The sequence below is a fragment of the Arthrobacter sp. Cza30 genome (assembly GCF_059090765.1).
Window position 1 is genome coordinate 23,883 of record NZ_JBNHGA010000013.1, and the last position, 14,761, is coordinate 38,643.

Genomic DNA, 14,761 nt, shown 5'->3' on the forward strand with positions numbered 1-14,761 from the left:
AACCGGCATTCTTCCTGAGGTCCGGATTGACCCGGCCTGGCGAACGTCAGGCCACTCCCGTACTAGCACGACGTGCCGCACGCCGCCAGAGCCGCGGACGGAGCGGTACCACGACCGGCAAGATCCTCCGCACTTTCCCCACGGAGCTCGGGATGATTGGCAGCCCCCGGGAACCGGGTAGGTGGGGCGGCCGGACCCTCGACAGCCCGCCTGCCCGCATCGACAATGGACAGACCCGGTCCGCCTGCAGGCGGCCACACCTCGACCGGAGGAGCATGCGGTGACCGACAGCAATGTCGAGGCAGAGAACGCGGCCGCGGCCGCCGTCGTTCGCCACCACAGGGAGATGCTGGCCCGGCTGCAGGCGACGACGGCGGAGCTTACCCGGGCCTTCGACACCGGTGACGAAGACACCGTTTACAACGCGCACGGCATCCTGCTGGAGTGGGGCGAACGGGAAATGCTGCCGCACGCAGAGTTGGAAGAAGCTCAACTGTACGGGCCGGCCGGTGCGACCGGGGAAGCCCGGCTCCTGGTGGAGTCGCTGCTGGCCGACCACACGGCGCTGGCCTCGCTGCTGGACGAGCTGCGGGGCGCCGAAGGAATTGAGGCGGCCACGGTTGCCGCGTCGATGTGCAGCGTGTTCGCGCTGCACATCGAGAAGGAGAACAGGCTGCTGGTGCCTTTCATCGCCCGGACTCCGGATCTGTCCTTGTCTTCGGCGGTGGAAGGCCTGGTGGAACTCGTCGGCGGCACGCATGTGCACGCGCCGGACGAGAGCAAGCACGCCCACGGCTGAGGGTATTCAGGAGGTAAGCGTCGGTGAAGGGAGCAATGCTGTGAGCGAAGACCGCCCGGAACTGGATCCGGACATCCCTCAGAACGAAGACGGCATCGTCATCGAGCCCGGATCGGAGATCGACCGGGACCTCGAAGAAAAGCTGCCGGCGGACAAGGACGGCGCCGGGCCGGAAGGGGATCCCAGGGGCCGGGACCCGAAGGGCCGGCAGGACTAGGCCGACAGGAGTAGCCCAGCAGGGCTAGCACGGCGGGCCACCCCGGCGCTCGCCGGTCAGCTGCCGATGATCAGGGTCTGCCAGCCGCCGACGCCGATGACGGCCCGCGAGCCAAGCTTGTTGATCAGCACCGGGTAGTGGTACAGATTGCCGCGGGAGTCGCGGGCCAGCACGCCTTGCTTTCCGTCGCCCAGATGGTCTCGGATCAGGGACAGATGCGTCATCGCGTTCCAGCCGGAGGATCCGATGATCCGCCTGGTCTCGGAAATGAACTTACCGGCGCCGTTGGACCGGTACAGCTTGAGCTGGCCCTGGGGTGTCTTGGCGACCACGTCCATCTTGGCGTCACCGTCGATGTCGGCCGTGAAGATCGGCAGGGACTTCCAACCGGTGCCCAGCAGCGTGCGGCTGCCGTGCTTGAGCCCGGCCGGGTTCGGATAGTAGTAGAGCCTGCCAGTGTCGGTGTTGCGGGCCAGCAGGGCAGGGTAGGGGTCGGCCTGTTTCCACGCGGTAACGGTGACGTCGTAGTTTCCCCACCCGCTGGATCCGATGGTGGCGGCACTTTCCAGCCCGCCGTCCGGCTTGCCGAAGTGCGCCGTCAGTTTGCCGGACTTCCAACGGACCACCACATCGAGCACGCCGTCGGCGTTCCAGTCGGCCACCTGCACCTGTGACACTCCCTTGAACCCACTCGCCACGAGCCGGCGCTTGTAAAGGTCGTGGCCCTTGGCCGAGTCGTAGGCGTAGAGGTTCCCTGCGGAGTCGATGGCCGCGACGTCGCCGTGCTGGAAGCTGGCGCGGACCATGCCCGGATGCGGGGGCAGCGTTGCCCGGGTGGTTTCGTAGCCGGCCATGTTCGCCACCGCCACGTACATCCCGTACCAGTCCTTGTGCGTGGTCTTCATATACCCCACGCCGATGTCCGTGGCGTTGGGGCTGAGCAGGCCGGCGCGGTGCGCGGGGGAGTTCATCCACCAGTCGACAACCTGCCGGGCGGAGTTGTTGATGGCGATGTTCTCGGTGTACCAATCGAAACCACGCGGGATTTCGTTGCTGCCGTAGCCCGGGCGATGGATCTTGTTCATGTCCAGCGTGTTCTTGTTGATCCGGGTGTTCAGTTCCTCGGACCACTGCTGGGCGACATTGCCGACGTTCTGGTTCCAGACCACCGGCGACAACCCGTTCTGCTTGCGGTAATCGTTGGTCAGCCGCAGCACCTCGGCCACGAACGGATCCTGCGCGGTCCTGGTGACCGCCGATGCCGGGGCCACCCCCGCGAAAGCGAGGGCGAGCAGCAGGATAATTGCAATGAATGGTTTCACTAGAACGCGCACATCGTTCAGGGTACGGGTTGAACGTTAAAACCACGACGGCTGAACCGTCGCAAGGGTCTTGCCCACCCAAAAATTCACCACCAAGGCGAGTACGACGACGGCGGGAGGCTTCCCCGCAGGGCCTCCCGCCGCCGTCGAACGCTTTGGCGCGCCATGCCGGTGTGCGGCGCCTACTCCGCCGGATGAGGCCTGTTCCACCGGCTTTAGCGCGACAGTCCCGCCGGACTGGCGCCTACTCCGCCAGCTGCTCCCGCACCAGCGGCGCCACCTTGGTGCCGTAGAGCTCGATGGAGTTCATCAGCTTTTCGTGCGGGAGGGTGCCCAGGCTGTACTTCATGTCCCAGCGGGACAGGCCCAGGCCCTTGGCGACCTTCACGATCTTGGTGGCCACGGTCTCCGGGGAGCCGACGAACAGGGCGCCGTCCGGGCCCGCCTCGGCCTCGAACTGGCCGCGGGTCATCCGGCTCCAGCCGCGCTCGCGGCCGATCCGCTCCTGCATGTCCGCGTACGGCAGCCACATCTCCTCGCGGGCCTGCTCGTCCGTGTCCGCGATGTAGCCGGGGGAGTGCGCTCCGACGGGCAGCGCCGGCTTTTCGAACTGGTCCAGCGCACGCTGGTAGAGCTCGGTGAAGGGGGCGAAGTTCATCGGTGCCCCGCCGATGATGGCCAGCATCAGCGGCAGGCCGTAGTGGGCCGCGCGGACCACCGACTGCGGGGTGCCGCCGACGGCGATCCAGGTTTTCAGGCTGCCGGAGGCCGTCGGCGGGTAAACCCGCTTGTTGTCCAGCCGCGGCCGGGTGCGGCCGGCCCAGGTGACGGGCTCTTCCTTGAGCAGTTCGGTGAAGAGGTGGAGCTTCTCGTCGAAGAGGATGTCGTAGTCGGCCAGGTCCAGGCCGAACAGCGGGAAGGACTCCGTGAAGGAGCCGCGGCCCAGGATGACTTCGGCGCGGCCGTTCGAGGCGGCGTCCAGGGTGGAGAAACGCTGGAACACCCGGACGGGGTCGTCGGAGCTGAGCACGGTCACGGCCGAGCCCAGGCGGATGCGGCTGGTCTGGCCGGCGATCGCGGCCAGCACCACATCGGGGGCGGACACGGCGAAGTCCTCTCGGTGGTGTTCGCCGATGCCAATGAAGTCCAGGCCGACCTCGTCGGCCAGCCTGGCTTCGGCGATCACGTTCCGGATGACCTCATCGTGCGGCAGGAGCTTGCCGTCGGCTCCGGTGGTGACATCCCCGAAGGTGTCCAGCCCGAGTTCGATTGTCTGTGCCACGCGGTGGCCGCCTTTCCTAGGTAACGCATATATGCATATGCATGGTGTCTACTGGCGGCAACCGCGGGCCGGCCGGGGTTATTCCGCGGCGCGCGGGCGGGAGAGCGGGGGGACCAGTTGGCCGGACTCCCGGCGGATCCACCATTGGCCGGTGCTCCGTTTTTCTGCCCAGGTGGAAAACCGGTAGTGGTAGAGCGTCGCGCGCACGTAGAGCGGCCGTACGCCGTCGAACGGGTCGTGTTTGAGCAGCTTCAGCGTGGCCTCGTCGGCTTCCAGCAGCCGCACCAGCAACGGGATGAACCAGTTTTCGCCGCGGGAGCCCAGCGCCAGGAACCACATCAACCAGTCGAGCCTCAAGTGGTAGGGGGCGAACTGCCGCGGCATCCGCTGCGGGTCTCCGGGCTTGCCCTTGAACCCGTACTCGCGCCAGTGGACGCCGTCGGCCGACCCTTCCACGGCCACTTCGTAACGCTCCCGGGTGATGGATCCGAAGGCGCCGTAGGCATTGGCCAGGTGCCAGCTGTTGAAACTGGCGTTCATCAGCTGGTGCCGGCTGAAGAGGTTCTTCAACGGCCAATAGCTCAGGTACACCAGCAGGGCGCACACCGCGAGCACGACAACGGTGAACCACACCGGGTCCTGCTGGTACTCCGGCGTGAAGTCACCCACCGGCAGGATGGCCTGCACCGCGTCGTCGGACACCGCCGAGAAGGCGAGCAGGATGGTCAGGGTGTTCAGCCACGCGAAGTTGCCCGAGGCCACCAGCCAGAGCTGCGTGACGATCACGACCGCGGCCGCCATGCTGCCCACCGGCTGCGGGAAAAACAGGAAGAACGGCACCACCAGCTGGGCAAAGTGGTTGCCGGCCACCTCCACCTTGTGCAGCGGTTTGGGCAGGTGGTGGAAAAACCAGCTGGCCGGATTGGGCATCGGCTGGGTCTCGTGGTGGTAGTACAGGGCGGTCAGGTTCCGCCAGACCGGGTCGCCGCGCATCTTGATCATGCCCGCGCCGAACTCCAGCCGGAACACCAGCCAGATGAACAGCCACAGCACCGGGGCCGGAGGCGCCACCCGGTCCGAGCCCAGGAAGGCAGCCAGGAAGCCGGCCTCGAGCAGCAGCGTCTCCCAGCCGAAGCCGTAGAAGGTCTGGCCCACATTCACGATGGACATGTATAGGAACCACAGGGCCAGGAAGGCGATCAGCGGCAGCCACGGCGGTCCCAGCTGCGGCAGCCCGGCCACCACCAGGGCTGCGATGACGACGCCGGCCCACGCCACCGCGCGCAGCCGGCGGTCCGTGTATCCCCAGCGGAAGAGGGTGAAGCCGCGCGGGGTTCTCCGCTCCAGCAACCGCGGAACGGGCAGCAGCCCGTGTTCGCCCAGCAGGGCCGGAAACTGGGCCAGCGCCGAGGCGAAGGCGATCAGGAACACCGCGGCGATGCCCCGCTGCAGCACCTGCCGCGCCAACTCGAACCCCTCGGCACTGAACCATTCCATGGCATGTCCAACGCTACGACCGGCCGGACCGCTGTCAAGCAGCAGGCCCGGCTCTTCAAAGGAGCCGGGCCTGCCGGGGGATTGGGCTTCACCGGGCGGGCCGGCGAAGCGGTGTGCGAAAAGGGGTCAGCCGAAGAGTGCGGAGACCTTCAGCAGCGTCTGGCTGACGCCGTAAAGCAGCGGCACGCCGACCAGCACCCAGCCGAGGGCTACTTGGGCTTTCTTCATCTCAGGCCTCCTTTCCGGCCATCGCGGCTTCGCCGGCATCCCTGGCCGGTGCCTCGTGGTACTTGCTGTCCACCGGCTTGACCATCAGGTTGGCAATGAAGCCGATGACCAGCAGGCCCACCATGGTGAGCAGGGCAGGCTGGTAGGCCTGCGCCGTCAGCTCGCCCGGCTTGCCCTGGGCATCCAGGAAGGCGTTCACGATCAACGGCCCGGCGATGCCGGCGGCGGACCAGGCCGTGAGCAGGCGACCGTGGATGGCGCCCACCTGGAAGGTGCCGAACAGGTCCCGCAGGTAGGCCGGCACGGTGGCGAAGCCGCCGCCGTAGAAGCTGATGATGACGGCCGCCAGCAGCACGTACAGCCCGGTGGAGGTGTAGCCGAACAGGGCGAGCACCACGTACAGGGCGGCGCCGACGCCCAGGTACAGCATGTAGTTGTTCTTGCGGCCCAGGTAGTCGGAGGTGGTGGACCAGACAAACCGGCCGCCCATGTTCGCAATCGAGAGCAGCCCCACGAATCCGGCCGCCACGCCCGCGGACACCAGGGAAACGCCGTCGGGCTGGCGGAAGAAGTCCTGGATCATCGGGGAGGCCTGCTCCAGGATGCCGATGCCTGCCGTGACGTTGCAGAACAGGGCGATCCAGACCAGCCAAAACTGGCGGGTCTTGATGGCATTCTTCGCCGACACGTTCGCCGTGGTGACCAGGGCCTTGGCCTTGACCTTCGAGGCGTCGAAGCCTTCGGGCTTCCAGCCGGCCGCCGGAACCTTGATCGTGAAGGCACCGAACAGCATGTAGGCCAGGTACACCACGGCCAGGGTCAGGAACAGCTTGCCGACGGCGTCGCCGCTGGCCACCCAGCCCGGGGTCCCGTCGAAACTGGGGTCGTAGAACTGCAGCAGCGCGGTGGAGACCGGGCTGGCGATCAGCGCGCCGCCGCCAAAGCCCATGATCGCCATGCCCGTGGCCAGGCCGGGGCGGTCCGGGAACCACTTGATCAGGGTGGATACCGGGGAGATGTAGCCGATGCCCAGGCCGATGCCGCCGATCACGCCATAGCCCAGGTAGACCAGCCAGAGCTGTTCGGTGAAGATGCCCATCGAGCCGACCAGGAAGCCGGAGCTCCAGAACATTGCGGAGGTGAACATCGCCATGCGCGGACCGTTGCGGTCCACCCAGGTGCCCATGACGGCGGCCGAGAGCCCGAGCATCACCATGGCGATGGAGAAGATGATGCCGATCTCGGTCAGGCTCACGTCGAAGTGGGCGACCAGGGCGTTCTTGTACACACTGGTCGCGTAGGCCTGGCCGATGCACAAATGCACGGCAAGCGCCGCCGGCGGAATCAGCCAGCGGTTAAAGCCCGGAGGGGCGATCGTATGCGATCGGTCCAACCAACTCATCGTCGGGCGTCCTTTCAAGAGGGGGTGCGAGGCGGGAACTGCAACGTGTGCTTCAGTTCACATAGTGGCCGATGGTTGGGCCAGGCAACCGGATTGATCCGGCGTGTCGTCCAGTACTGCCCTCGGGGTTCCGCGGCCGGTACGGTGGAGGCATGGAACAGGTCCTCGCCGTTCGGGGCGTGGAGGGCTACCGGCAGTACCGGGCTCCGGCGCTCGCCGTGACGCCGGCAGGCAGCGCCGTCGTCGCCTATGCAGGCCTGGGCAGGCAGGGCCGGCCGCCTGCGGCCGGCGACCTGCTGCTGCGCCGCAGTTTCGACGGCGGAGTGACCTGGGAACCGCAGCAAGTGGCGTGGGCGGACACGTCCGGACACGCGGCGGGCCGGCCGGGACTGTTCTCCGACGCCGCCACCGGGCGGATTTTCCTGGCCTTCGTCGCCGCGGCCGGAGACGGCGAAGCGGGGCCGGACCCCGCGGCCACGTCGCGCCGCTTCGAACTGCTGTCTTCCGACGACGACGGCGCCACCTGGCAGCATCGGTCGGTCGCCCCGCGGCCTGCCTCGGACGCGATCACGCGGCTGGCCGCTGCCGGGCCGGGCACCGGCCTGCACGCCGGCCAGTTTGCCGGGCGGTTGCTGGTGCAGTTCGCGGTGATGGCCGCGGGCGCGGGGGCCGTTTCCTGCTACAGCGACGACCACGGGGACACCTGGACATTGGGAAAGCCGCTGCCCGCACAGGACTCCGGCCCGGCCGCGGAAGACGGCGGAAGTGCCGCCGTCTGCCTGGCCGACGGCCGCGTACTGCTGCATACCTGGGCTGCTCCCCGGCGGTGGGCCGCGGTCTCGGACGACGGCGGGCACAGCTACGGGCCGCTGCAGCCGGTCGACGAACTGTCCGATCCCGGGAGCAGCGGCTCCCTGGTCCGCTTCGACGGGCTGCCGGCCGTGGGCGGGCTGGCCGCACCGGCCAGCGACCGCTGGCTGCTGGCCGCCAACTGCCAGGACCCGCTGCTGCCCCGCAACGTGGTACTCAGCCTCTCGCGGGACAACGGGCACTCGTGGCCGCACAAGCTCACCCTTTACGGGAGCGGTGCCAGCGGGCCGGCCGCGGTGCGGCTGCCGGACGGCCGCATCGGGGTGCTGTACCAGCGGCAGGGCGGCCGCGAGATCGTCTACGGCACGGCAGATCCGGGGCGGCTGCTGGCGGCCTGGCCGCGCGGGGCCGTCACGGCCCGGGACGACGACGACGCGGCCGGGCCGGGCCCGGTGACCGGGCCGCTGCCGGTGCCCAAGGACTACCCGCTGCGCTTTGACATGGTGCTGGAGGAGGTCCGCAGCCAGGCCGGTGGCCGGCCGGCGCCCGGCCACCGTGCCGGGGACGTGCTGGTCTTTGCCGGGCGGGCCAAGCTGCTGGGACCGCAGCACCTGAGGGTGCGGCTCTCCGGCGGGTTCGACAACGCCGCGGATTTCCCGCCCCAGGACCTGGGCCCCGGGGGAGAAGCCCGCTACCTCCATCCTGTCCGCACGGTGACCCGGGCGGACGTCGCGGCCGGGGGCCTGACCGTTTCCTTCACCTGCGCCGCGGTCCCGGCGGACGAACCTTCCGGCGGTGCCCCGGTGGCGAGCCGCACGCGGGAGTTCAGCATCGACGTCGTCAGCGGTGCAATCCGCGAGACGTGACGCGCGCCTCGGCACCAACCCGGTGCCCTCCCAGCGAGGTGTGCAAGGATTTAACCCGGGATCAACGAGCGCCGCCTGGCGGTGGCGGAGACGCAGAACGGAGAGGGATTGCAGGACAAGGACCCAGACCAGGAATCCATGTCACCCATGACTCCGCAGGCGGGAATGCTGCCGATCATCAAGCCGAAAAACATCCCGGCCGACGACGCCGGCCGCGGCTCCGGCGCCGGACGCGCCGGTTCGGCCGCAGGACCCCAGACCACCCACCCTCCGGTGCCACGTCCGACGGACCGGCCGGTAGCCAAGCAGGTCAAGCCCGTCCCCAGCGGCACCGCGCCGCTGCCAGCCTCCGCGGCAGCCTCGCGCTCCAACGCGGCGGCCCGCCGGATGCTGCGCAAGCTCGTGCAGGGCGAGGCGCCGCCCACCGCGCCGATGAGCATAGTCGAGAGGCTGGCCGGCAGCCCCTACGCGAACCCGATGATCCAGACGGCCGGGGTCGATGCCTCCGCCCGCATCACGCTGGATTTTGCCCTGGACGTGGCGGAAACCATGTTCCGCTACGGCGCCGGCGCGCTGGAGGTGGAGACCAGCATCATCGCCGTCACCGCGGCCTTCGGGCTCAGCGACATCGACGTGGACATCACCAACCAGTCCGTGGTGATCAACTACGCCAAACCGGACACGATCCCCATCACCGTGATGCGGGTGGTGCGGTCCTGGACCAACAACTACGCCGGCCTGTCCCTGGTCCACGAGTTAGTCACCGACATCGTCAACGGCGGGGTGGGCCGCAGCGAAGCCAAGGAACGGCTGCAGGAAATTACCTCGCGTCCCAAGCCCTTCGCACGGTGGATGGCCATCGCGGCCGGCGGCGTGTTCTCCGGCTTCATCATTGCCTTCCTCGGCGGCAGCGTGTTCGCGGCCCTGGTGGGCGGCATCTCCACCGTGCTGATGGGGTTGGTGGGGCGGAAGCTGAGCAAATGGCGGATGCCGGACTTCTTCATCACCGGCATCGGCGCCTGCCTGGCCACCGTCATGGCGCTGCTGTTCTGGACGCTGCACGTGCCGATGAGCCCGTCGCTCGTGATCGCCGGCGGCATCCTCTTCCTCCTGCCGACCGGCCGGCTGGTTTCCGCCACCCAGGACGCGATAAACGGCTTCCCGGTCACCGCGTCGGGACGTTATCTCTCGGCCTTCTTTACCTTCGCCGCGATTGCCGCCGGCGTCGCCGTGGGGCTGGTGGGCGGCTCGATGCTTGGCGTCAGCCTGCCCGAAGTCTTTGTGGAGGGCCAAGGCCAGTACCCCTACGTAGTGCGGGCGCTGCTGCTCGTCGTGGCGACCGTTGCCCTCAGCATGACGGAGCAAACCAAGCTGAACATGCTGCTGCCCACGGCCGCCGTCGGGCTGGTCGGGCTGTTGATCTACGACTTCGCGGTGTGGGCGGGGATCGGGGACCGGATCGGTCCGGCCGTCGGGGCCGTGGTGATCGGGTTCCTCGGGCGCATCGTGGGCCTGCGGATGGGCTCGCCGCAGCTGGTGGTGGCGGTGCCGGCCGTGCTGTTCCTGCTGCCCGGGCTGTCCGTGTTCCGGTCCATCTTCGAGCTGACCGTCAATTCGGAGGCGCCGTTCAACGGCATCCTGGGGCTGTTCGGTGCGCTGACGGTGATCCTGGCCATCGCCGGCGGTACCGTGCTCGGCGACAACCTAGCCCGGCCGTTCACCAAGGGACTGGGCTCGAACGAAAACCGGCGGGCCCGGCGCCGCTAAGGACGCCGAATCCGCCGGGCGCGGGGCTGGCCGCCGGGTGCCGGGATGGGCGCCGTCCGCCGGGTGCCGGATGGGCGCCCGGGGGAGTTCCCGGCGATCCGGCTCAGGCCGGGTAGTTCTCCGGGAAGATTTGGCCCGCCGGGGTGCGCTTCTCCGCCTGGAAGGCGTCTTCCGCCCGGCCGTAGGCCCAGTAGCCCGAGATGGAGACCTGGCCGCGGGACAACCCGTGGTCCTTGAACAGGACATCGCGCAGGGACTTCACCTCGTCGCGCTCGCCGTGGACGAATGCGTCCACGCGGCCGTCGGGCCAGTCCAGGCCGGCTATGGCGTCGCGCAGCAGGGTAGCGGTCCCGGGCGTTTGGCCGCGCCGGAACAGCCAGCGGATTTCCAGGTTGGCCGGAGCGTTTAGTTCCTGCATGTCCGCCTCGGAGTCCACTTCCAGGAAGGCGTAGCCGCGCGCGTCCGGGGCCAGTGCCTCGATGGCGGCAGCCACTGCCGGCAGCGCCGCGTCGTCGCCGGCCAAAAGGTACCAGTCGGCGTCGGGATCGGGCCGGTACGCGCCACCGGGTCCGCTGAACATCATCCAGTCGCCCGGCTTGGCCTGGGCGGCCCAGGGGCCGGCGAGGCCTTCGTCGCCGTGGACCACAAAGTCGACCACCACTTCGCGGGTGTCACGGTCCAACCGGCGGACGGTGTAGGTGCGGGTGACCGGCAGCTTGTCGGCAGGAAGCGTTTCCTTCAGCTCCGCGACGTTGACCGGAAGCTCCACGTCGAGCGCGGGGTCCAGGAAAAAGATCTTGATGTACTGGTCCGTGGCGTCCTTGGCCGCGAACCGTTCAGCGAACGAATCGAACGCCTCGCCGCCGGCGTAGACCCGGACCATGTGCTGCGAAATCCACTCGGTGCGCGTCACCTGGAGGTTGGTCTGCACCCGCGGCGGCCGAGCGCTCCGTCCCGCGCGGGCGGGGGCTGCTGCCGGTTGTGTCTGCATCCTGCACTACTCCTGACGAAGGGAAACTGCTACTTAGGTCAACCTAATCCACCCCTCTGGTAATCCCAATTTGCGGATGGTGAAGGTCACACACGCGCCCAGGAACGCGCGGACCCTCACCGCGAACCGCTTGGGCTCAGCGGTCCGCGCACGGTTTCAGCTGTCCACGTTTGGCCGGAACTGTCCATGTCTCGGAAACCGTTAAGCCCTTGACCTGCGGCGACGCCGGACCCGCGCGCAAAACATGGACAAAACGTCCCGGCGTCTGCCAGCCGGAAGCCCACGTCGCCCAGTCCCGACTCAGCGCAGCTCCCAGTGCACGGGTTCGGCGCCCTGGGCGGCCAGCAGTTCGTTCACCCGACTGAAGGGCCGCGACCCAAAGAATCCGCGGGAGGCCGACAGGGGGCTGGGGTGCACCGTCTCGATCCGCGGCACCTGCTCCAGTACCGGAGCCAACTGCTGGGCTTCCCGACCCCAGAGCAGTGCCACCAGCGGGCCGCCGCGCTGGGCCAGCGCCCGGACCGCGAGTTCGGTGATCTGCTCCCACCCCTTGTTGCGGTGGGAGCCGGCCTTGCCTGCCTCCACGGTCAGCGCGCGGTTGAGCAACAGCACGCCTTGGTCGCTCCAGGCACTCAGGTCTCCGTGCTGGGGCGGCCGGATACCCAGATCCATCTGCAGTTCCCGGTAGATGTTGGCCAGGCTGCGCGGCAGCGGACGCACGTGCCGTTCGACGGCGAAGGCCAGTCCGATCGAGTGCCCCGGCGTGGGATAGGGGTCCTGGCCGACGATCAGGACCTTGACCTTGGACAGCGGCCGCTGGAACGCCCGCAACACGTTGGCCGGCGCGGGCAGCAAGGTCTTTCCGGCGGCGCGCTCGCCGTCCAAATAGGACGCCAGGTCCCAGAGCAGCGGTTCGGCGGGAGCGAGCACCTCGGCCCACTCGGGATGAATCACGGCGGAGAGCTCCCGGGGGGAGGCAAACGGGTACGGGGCGCCAAAATCCGCGGCAGGCGGGTGGGCGGGCAGCGGAAAGAGGGCACCGTCGTCGTAGTTCACCGTTCCATCTTTGCGGAAATCAGCCGCGGGCAGGCAATCAGGCATCGCGGGCACTGCCGACCGCCGGCCCAAATGCTCACCGCGACCCACCCGCCGGCAAGTTGTCAACCACCGCGGGCATGCCCGTCGGCAGGCAAGCCGGCCTTCCAGACGGCGCCCGCCCGGCCGTTCGGGACGGGCCCGGGGCGGTGAATGACACGCCTGTGATTCGCCTTTATCATGGAGGAGGTATTGATTGCTGTCAGCAAGTACTAGGAAGCGCAGGTGTGTTGTGGCGGGTTCGGCCGAGGCCAGTGCCTTTTCACTCGAGGCCGAGGTTGACGACGCCAGCCCGCTGAGCGAACGCGACCAGCGCATGCTGGCCCTGGAACGGCAGTGGTGGAAGTACGCCGGAGCCAAGGAACAGGCCATCCGCGAACTGTTCGACATGTCCGCCACGCACTACTACCAGATCCTGAATGCGTTGATCGACACCGAGGATGCGTTGGCGCACGATCCGATGCTGGTGAAGAGATTGCGTAGACTACGTACGTCCCGCCAGCGCGCGCGCACTGCTCGCCGGCTGGGCACCGACGCCTAGATCCGGGACGGCCTGGTAGGCCGGTTTCCGTTTCGCCACCACAAGGATGCACTGAAAGCGATGAGCAAGTACCCCCGGGATGAGTTCGACCAGGTCCCTGAAACTTCAGACCGCCACGGTGTGCACCGCGCTCGGATGGCGACGCCGAAGTCCAACGGCCTGGGCCTGATCGTCCTGGCCGCGGTACTGGCGCTGGCGGTGGGCGCCCTGTCGTTCTTCGTGCTCCCGCTGCTGGGAGGCGGGGGATCTTCGACCCCGGCCGCCGGCCAGGCCACCCCTGCTGCCAGCGTTTCGCCCGCGCCAACGGCGCAGGAAACCGAAACCACCGAGCCGGAAGCGACCGCCACCGCTGAGCCGACCGAGGAGGCAACGGAAGAGCCCACCGAGGAAGCGACCGCGGAGCCGACCGAGGAACCCACGCAAGAGGCCGCGGCGGTCAACAAGCAGGACCCGGTGATGATCCTCAACGGCACCGGCGTGACCGGACTGGCCGGAACGGTATCGCAGCGGGTGCAGGCGGACGGCTGGTCGATCGCGGTGGTCGACAACTGGGGCGGCGCCCCGCTCGCCGGCTCGGTGATCTTCTACAACCCGGGCCAGGAAGCCAACGCGCGGGCCCTCGGCCAATTGCTGGGCATCAGCGCGGTGCAGGAAAACGGCAACGTCTCGCAGTACGTCACCGTGGCGCTGGGCCCCGGCTACCAGTAAGGCATTCCCCGGGCCAAGCCGGTTCGCCCATGAGGCGTTCGCCAGGCCGGGCCTCAATGGATCGTGCGCCCAGGCCGTGCGCCGGCAGGCCCGCCGATTGCCCGCGGCACCGTGATCCCGTTACCCATGCAGCGCGCCCTCTAAGCGGAGTTTCGGTTACGCCTCAATAACATTTGAGTGTGCGGTAGCTCACTTCACCCCGCTGCGTGGTTAAGGTGAAACCATCCTGCCGCTAAACCGTACACGGCAGGCTGGAACTACTGAGTATGGAGAACGCTATGGCGCTGGGAACCGTCAAATGGTTCAACGCGGAAAAGGGCTACGGCTTCATCACCGTGGACGAAGAAAATTCCGACGTTTTTGTCCACTGGTCCGCTATTCAAATGGATGGTTACCGTTCCCTCGATGAGGGGCAGCGCGTAGAGTTCCAGATCGGCCAGGGCCAGAAGGGCCCGCAGGCAGAAGAGGTCCGGGTCGCCCCGTAGCAGACCCAGAACGACGACGGCGGCGGAGGCTGGGGTGCCTCCGCCGCCGGTTCGTCGCGCCGGTCGGGCTCGCGCCAGTCGGGCTACTCCTTGAGCGGGACCCCGCGGGCATCGCGCTTGAACGGCTCTGCCCCGACCAGGATCATGATGCCCTCGACGAACCCCCACACGGCGCCGAGGCCAAACGTCAGGAACGTGACCACAATCTGCACCACGCCGATGGCGACGTGGCCCAGGTAGAACCGGTGGACGCCGAGGCCGCCCAGCAGGATGCCCAGCAGCCCGCCGATCAGCCGGGACTTCTGCTCCGGGTAGTAGTAGCCCGGGGGAGCCCCGTAGTACTGCTGCTGGCCGTAGGGCTGGCCTTGGCCCGGCTGGCCGGGCTGCGGGTACTGCTGTCCCGGGGCGCCGTACGGTTGCTGGCCGAAGGGCTGCTGGCCCGGTGCGGGCTGCTGTTGCCCCGGAGCCCCGTAACCCGGCTGGCCGGGTTGCGGGTATTGCTGCCCCGGTGCGCCGTACGGCGGCCGTCCGCCGAGCGGCCTCGTCGGGTTGGTGCCCGGTGCCAGGGGCTCGGTGGGGTTGCTGGTGTTCTTCTCGTCCGGTATTTCAGACATGGTTCTCCGACCTTTGCCCGCTGCCGGGCCGATTGTTCGCGTGCGCTGTCTTGCCTGCCAATCTACGCGCGGGGGGCCTGCCGTTTCCATGGGGGTCCACCCTGATTGTTGGCCCGGGGGCGCTCAGGGGGATCTCA

Annotated in this window: 15 protein-coding genes; 7 read left to right on the top strand and 8 right to left on the bottom strand. The window is 68.3% G+C overall.

Annotated features, from left to right (window positions below; translation table 11 throughout):
- Positions 1-280 precede the first annotated feature (280 nt).
- Together AC5RVZ_RS30475 and AC5RVZ_RS30480 are read left to right on the top strand one after the other, a co-directional pair.
- The gene (locus tag AC5RVZ_RS30475; RefSeq protein ID WP_494069349.1) at positions 281-799 is read left to right on the top strand and encodes a hemerythrin domain-containing protein; all 519 of its coding nucleotides are present in this window, start codon (positions 281-283) and stop codon (positions 797-799) included.
- A gap of 40 nt (positions 800-839) precedes the next feature.
- Positions 840-1,016: a hypothetical protein gene (locus AC5RVZ_RS30480; protein WP_494069350.1), complete on the top strand. Its 177-nt coding sequence runs from the start codon at positions 840-842 to the stop codon at positions 1,014-1,016.
- A gap of 56 nt (positions 1,017-1,072) precedes the next feature.
- Here AC5RVZ_RS30480 and AC5RVZ_RS30485 read toward each other — a convergent pair whose 3' ends face one another.
- The 5 genes from AC5RVZ_RS30485 to AC5RVZ_RS30505 all read right to left on the bottom strand — a co-directional run bounded on the left by AC5RVZ_RS30485 (position 1,073) and on the right by AC5RVZ_RS30505 (position 6,747).
- On the bottom strand, positions 1,073-2,350 hold the full coding sequence (locus tag AC5RVZ_RS30485) for a CAP domain-containing protein (RefSeq protein ID WP_494069351.1): 1,278 nt from the start codon (positions 2,348-2,350) through the stop codon (positions 1,073-1,075).
- Positions 2,351-2,582: 232 nt separating this feature from the next.
- A complete protein-coding gene (locus AC5RVZ_RS30490; protein ID WP_494069352.1) occupies positions 2,583-3,620 on the bottom strand; it encodes an LLM class flavin-dependent oxidoreductase in 1,038 nt (345 codons plus the stop codon).
- Between the two features lie 78 nt (positions 3,621-3,698).
- Positions 3,699-5,117, bottom strand: a complete 1,419-nt coding sequence (locus tag AC5RVZ_RS30495) for a lipase maturation factor family protein (protein ID WP_494069353.1) — start codon at positions 5,115-5,117, stop codon at positions 3,699-3,701.
- 126 nt (positions 5,118-5,243) lie between these two features.
- The gene (locus AC5RVZ_RS30500; RefSeq protein WP_493968694.1) at positions 5,244-5,345 is read right to left on the bottom strand and encodes an MFS transporter small subunit; all 102 of its coding nucleotides are present in this window, start codon (positions 5,343-5,345) and stop codon (positions 5,244-5,246) included.
- A gap of 1 nt (position 5,346) precedes the next feature.
- Complete coding sequence (locus tag AC5RVZ_RS30505) at positions 5,347-6,747, bottom strand: OFA family MFS transporter (RefSeq protein ID WP_494069354.1); 1,401 nt, start codon at positions 6,745-6,747, stop codon at positions 5,347-5,349.
- A gap of 152 nt (positions 6,748-6,899) precedes the next feature.
- Here AC5RVZ_RS30505 and AC5RVZ_RS30510 point away from each other — a divergent pair, with 152 nt between their 5' ends.
- Both AC5RVZ_RS30510 and AC5RVZ_RS30515 read left to right on the top strand, forming a co-directional pair.
- Positions 6,900-8,423, top strand: a complete 1,524-nt coding sequence (locus AC5RVZ_RS30510) for an exo-alpha-sialidase (RefSeq protein WP_494069355.1) — start codon at positions 6,900-6,902, stop codon at positions 8,421-8,423.
- A gap of 138 nt (positions 8,424-8,561) precedes the next feature.
- Positions 8,562-10,190 (top strand): threonine/serine exporter family protein, encoded by a 1,629-nt coding sequence (locus AC5RVZ_RS30515; RefSeq protein WP_494069356.1) that lies wholly within the window; start codon positions 8,562-8,564, stop codon positions 10,188-10,190.
- A 103-nt stretch (positions 10,191-10,293) separates the two neighbouring features.
- Here AC5RVZ_RS30515 and AC5RVZ_RS30520 read toward each other — a convergent pair whose 3' ends face one another.
- Positions 10,294-11,181, bottom strand: a complete 888-nt coding sequence (locus AC5RVZ_RS30520) for a siderophore-interacting protein (protein WP_494069357.1) — start codon at positions 11,179-11,181, stop codon at positions 10,294-10,296.
- Positions 11,182-11,481: 300 nt separating this feature from the next.
- Entirely contained in the window at positions 11,482-12,237 is a 756-nt protein-coding gene (locus AC5RVZ_RS30525) for a uracil-DNA glycosylase (RefSeq protein WP_494069358.1), read from the bottom strand.
- Between the two features lie 271 nt (positions 12,238-12,508).
- On the opposite strand from AC5RVZ_RS30525, the gene AC5RVZ_RS30530 reads away from it, so the two are divergent.
- The 3 genes from AC5RVZ_RS30530 (at position 12,509) to AC5RVZ_RS30540 (ending at position 14,010) form a co-directional block, all read left to right on the top strand.
- Positions 12,509-12,817, top strand: a complete 309-nt coding sequence (locus AC5RVZ_RS30530; RefSeq protein ID WP_127515197.1) for a DUF3263 domain-containing protein — start codon at positions 12,509-12,511, stop codon at positions 12,815-12,817.
- Positions 12,818-12,877: 60 nt separating this feature from the next.
- Positions 12,878-13,525 carry a LytR C-terminal domain-containing protein gene (locus AC5RVZ_RS30535; protein ID WP_494069359.1) on the top strand — a complete coding sequence of 216 codons (648 nt, stop codon included), beginning with the start codon at positions 12,878-12,880 and terminating at the stop codon, positions 13,523-13,525.
- Positions 13,526-13,803: 278 nt separating this feature from the next.
- Positions 13,804-14,010: a cold-shock protein gene (locus tag AC5RVZ_RS30540; protein WP_127515201.1), complete on the top strand. Its 207-nt coding sequence runs from the start codon at positions 13,804-13,806 to the stop codon at positions 14,008-14,010.
- A gap of 83 nt (positions 14,011-14,093) precedes the next feature.
- Here AC5RVZ_RS30540 and AC5RVZ_RS30545 read toward each other — a convergent pair whose 3' ends face one another.
- Complete coding sequence (locus tag AC5RVZ_RS30545) at positions 14,094-14,624, bottom strand: TM2 domain-containing protein (protein WP_494069360.1); 531 nt, start codon at positions 14,622-14,624, stop codon at positions 14,094-14,096.
- Positions 14,625-14,761: the final 137 nt, after the last annotated feature.

Excerpts from the sequence above, each read along its gene's own strand:
- AC5RVZ_RS30495 (WP_494069353.1), bottom strand. The coding sequence starts at position 5,117 with ATGGAATGGTTCAGTGCCGAGGGGTTCGAGTTGGCGCGGCAGGTGCTG.
- AC5RVZ_RS30500 (WP_493968694.1), bottom strand. The coding sequence starts at position 5,345 with ATGAAGAAAGCCCAAGTAGCCCTCGGCTGGGTGCTGGTCGGCGTGCCG.
- AC5RVZ_RS30505 (WP_494069354.1), bottom strand. The coding sequence starts at position 6,747 with ATGAGTTGGTTGGACCGATCGCATACGATCGCCCCTCCGGGCTTTAAC.
- AC5RVZ_RS30510 (WP_494069355.1), top strand. The coding sequence starts at position 6,900 with ATGGAACAGGTCCTCGCCGTTCGGGGCGTGGAGGGCTACCGGCAGTAC.
- AC5RVZ_RS30515 (WP_494069356.1), top strand. The coding sequence starts at position 8,562 with ATGTCACCCATGACTCCGCAGGCGGGAATGCTGCCGATCATCAAGCCG.
- AC5RVZ_RS30520 (WP_494069357.1), bottom strand. The coding sequence starts at position 11,181 with ATGCAGACACAACCGGCAGCAGCCCCCGCCCGCGCGGGACGGAGCGCT.
- AC5RVZ_RS30535 (WP_494069359.1), top strand. The coding sequence starts at position 12,878 with ATGAGCAAGTACCCCCGGGATGAGTTCGACCAGGTCCCTGAAACTTCA.
- AC5RVZ_RS30540 (WP_127515201.1), top strand. The coding sequence starts at position 13,804 with ATGGCGCTGGGAACCGTCAAATGGTTCAACGCGGAAAAGGGCTACGGC.
- AC5RVZ_RS30545 (WP_494069360.1), bottom strand. The coding sequence starts at position 14,624 with ATGTCTGAAATACCGGACGAGAAGAACACCAGCAACCCCACCGAGCCC.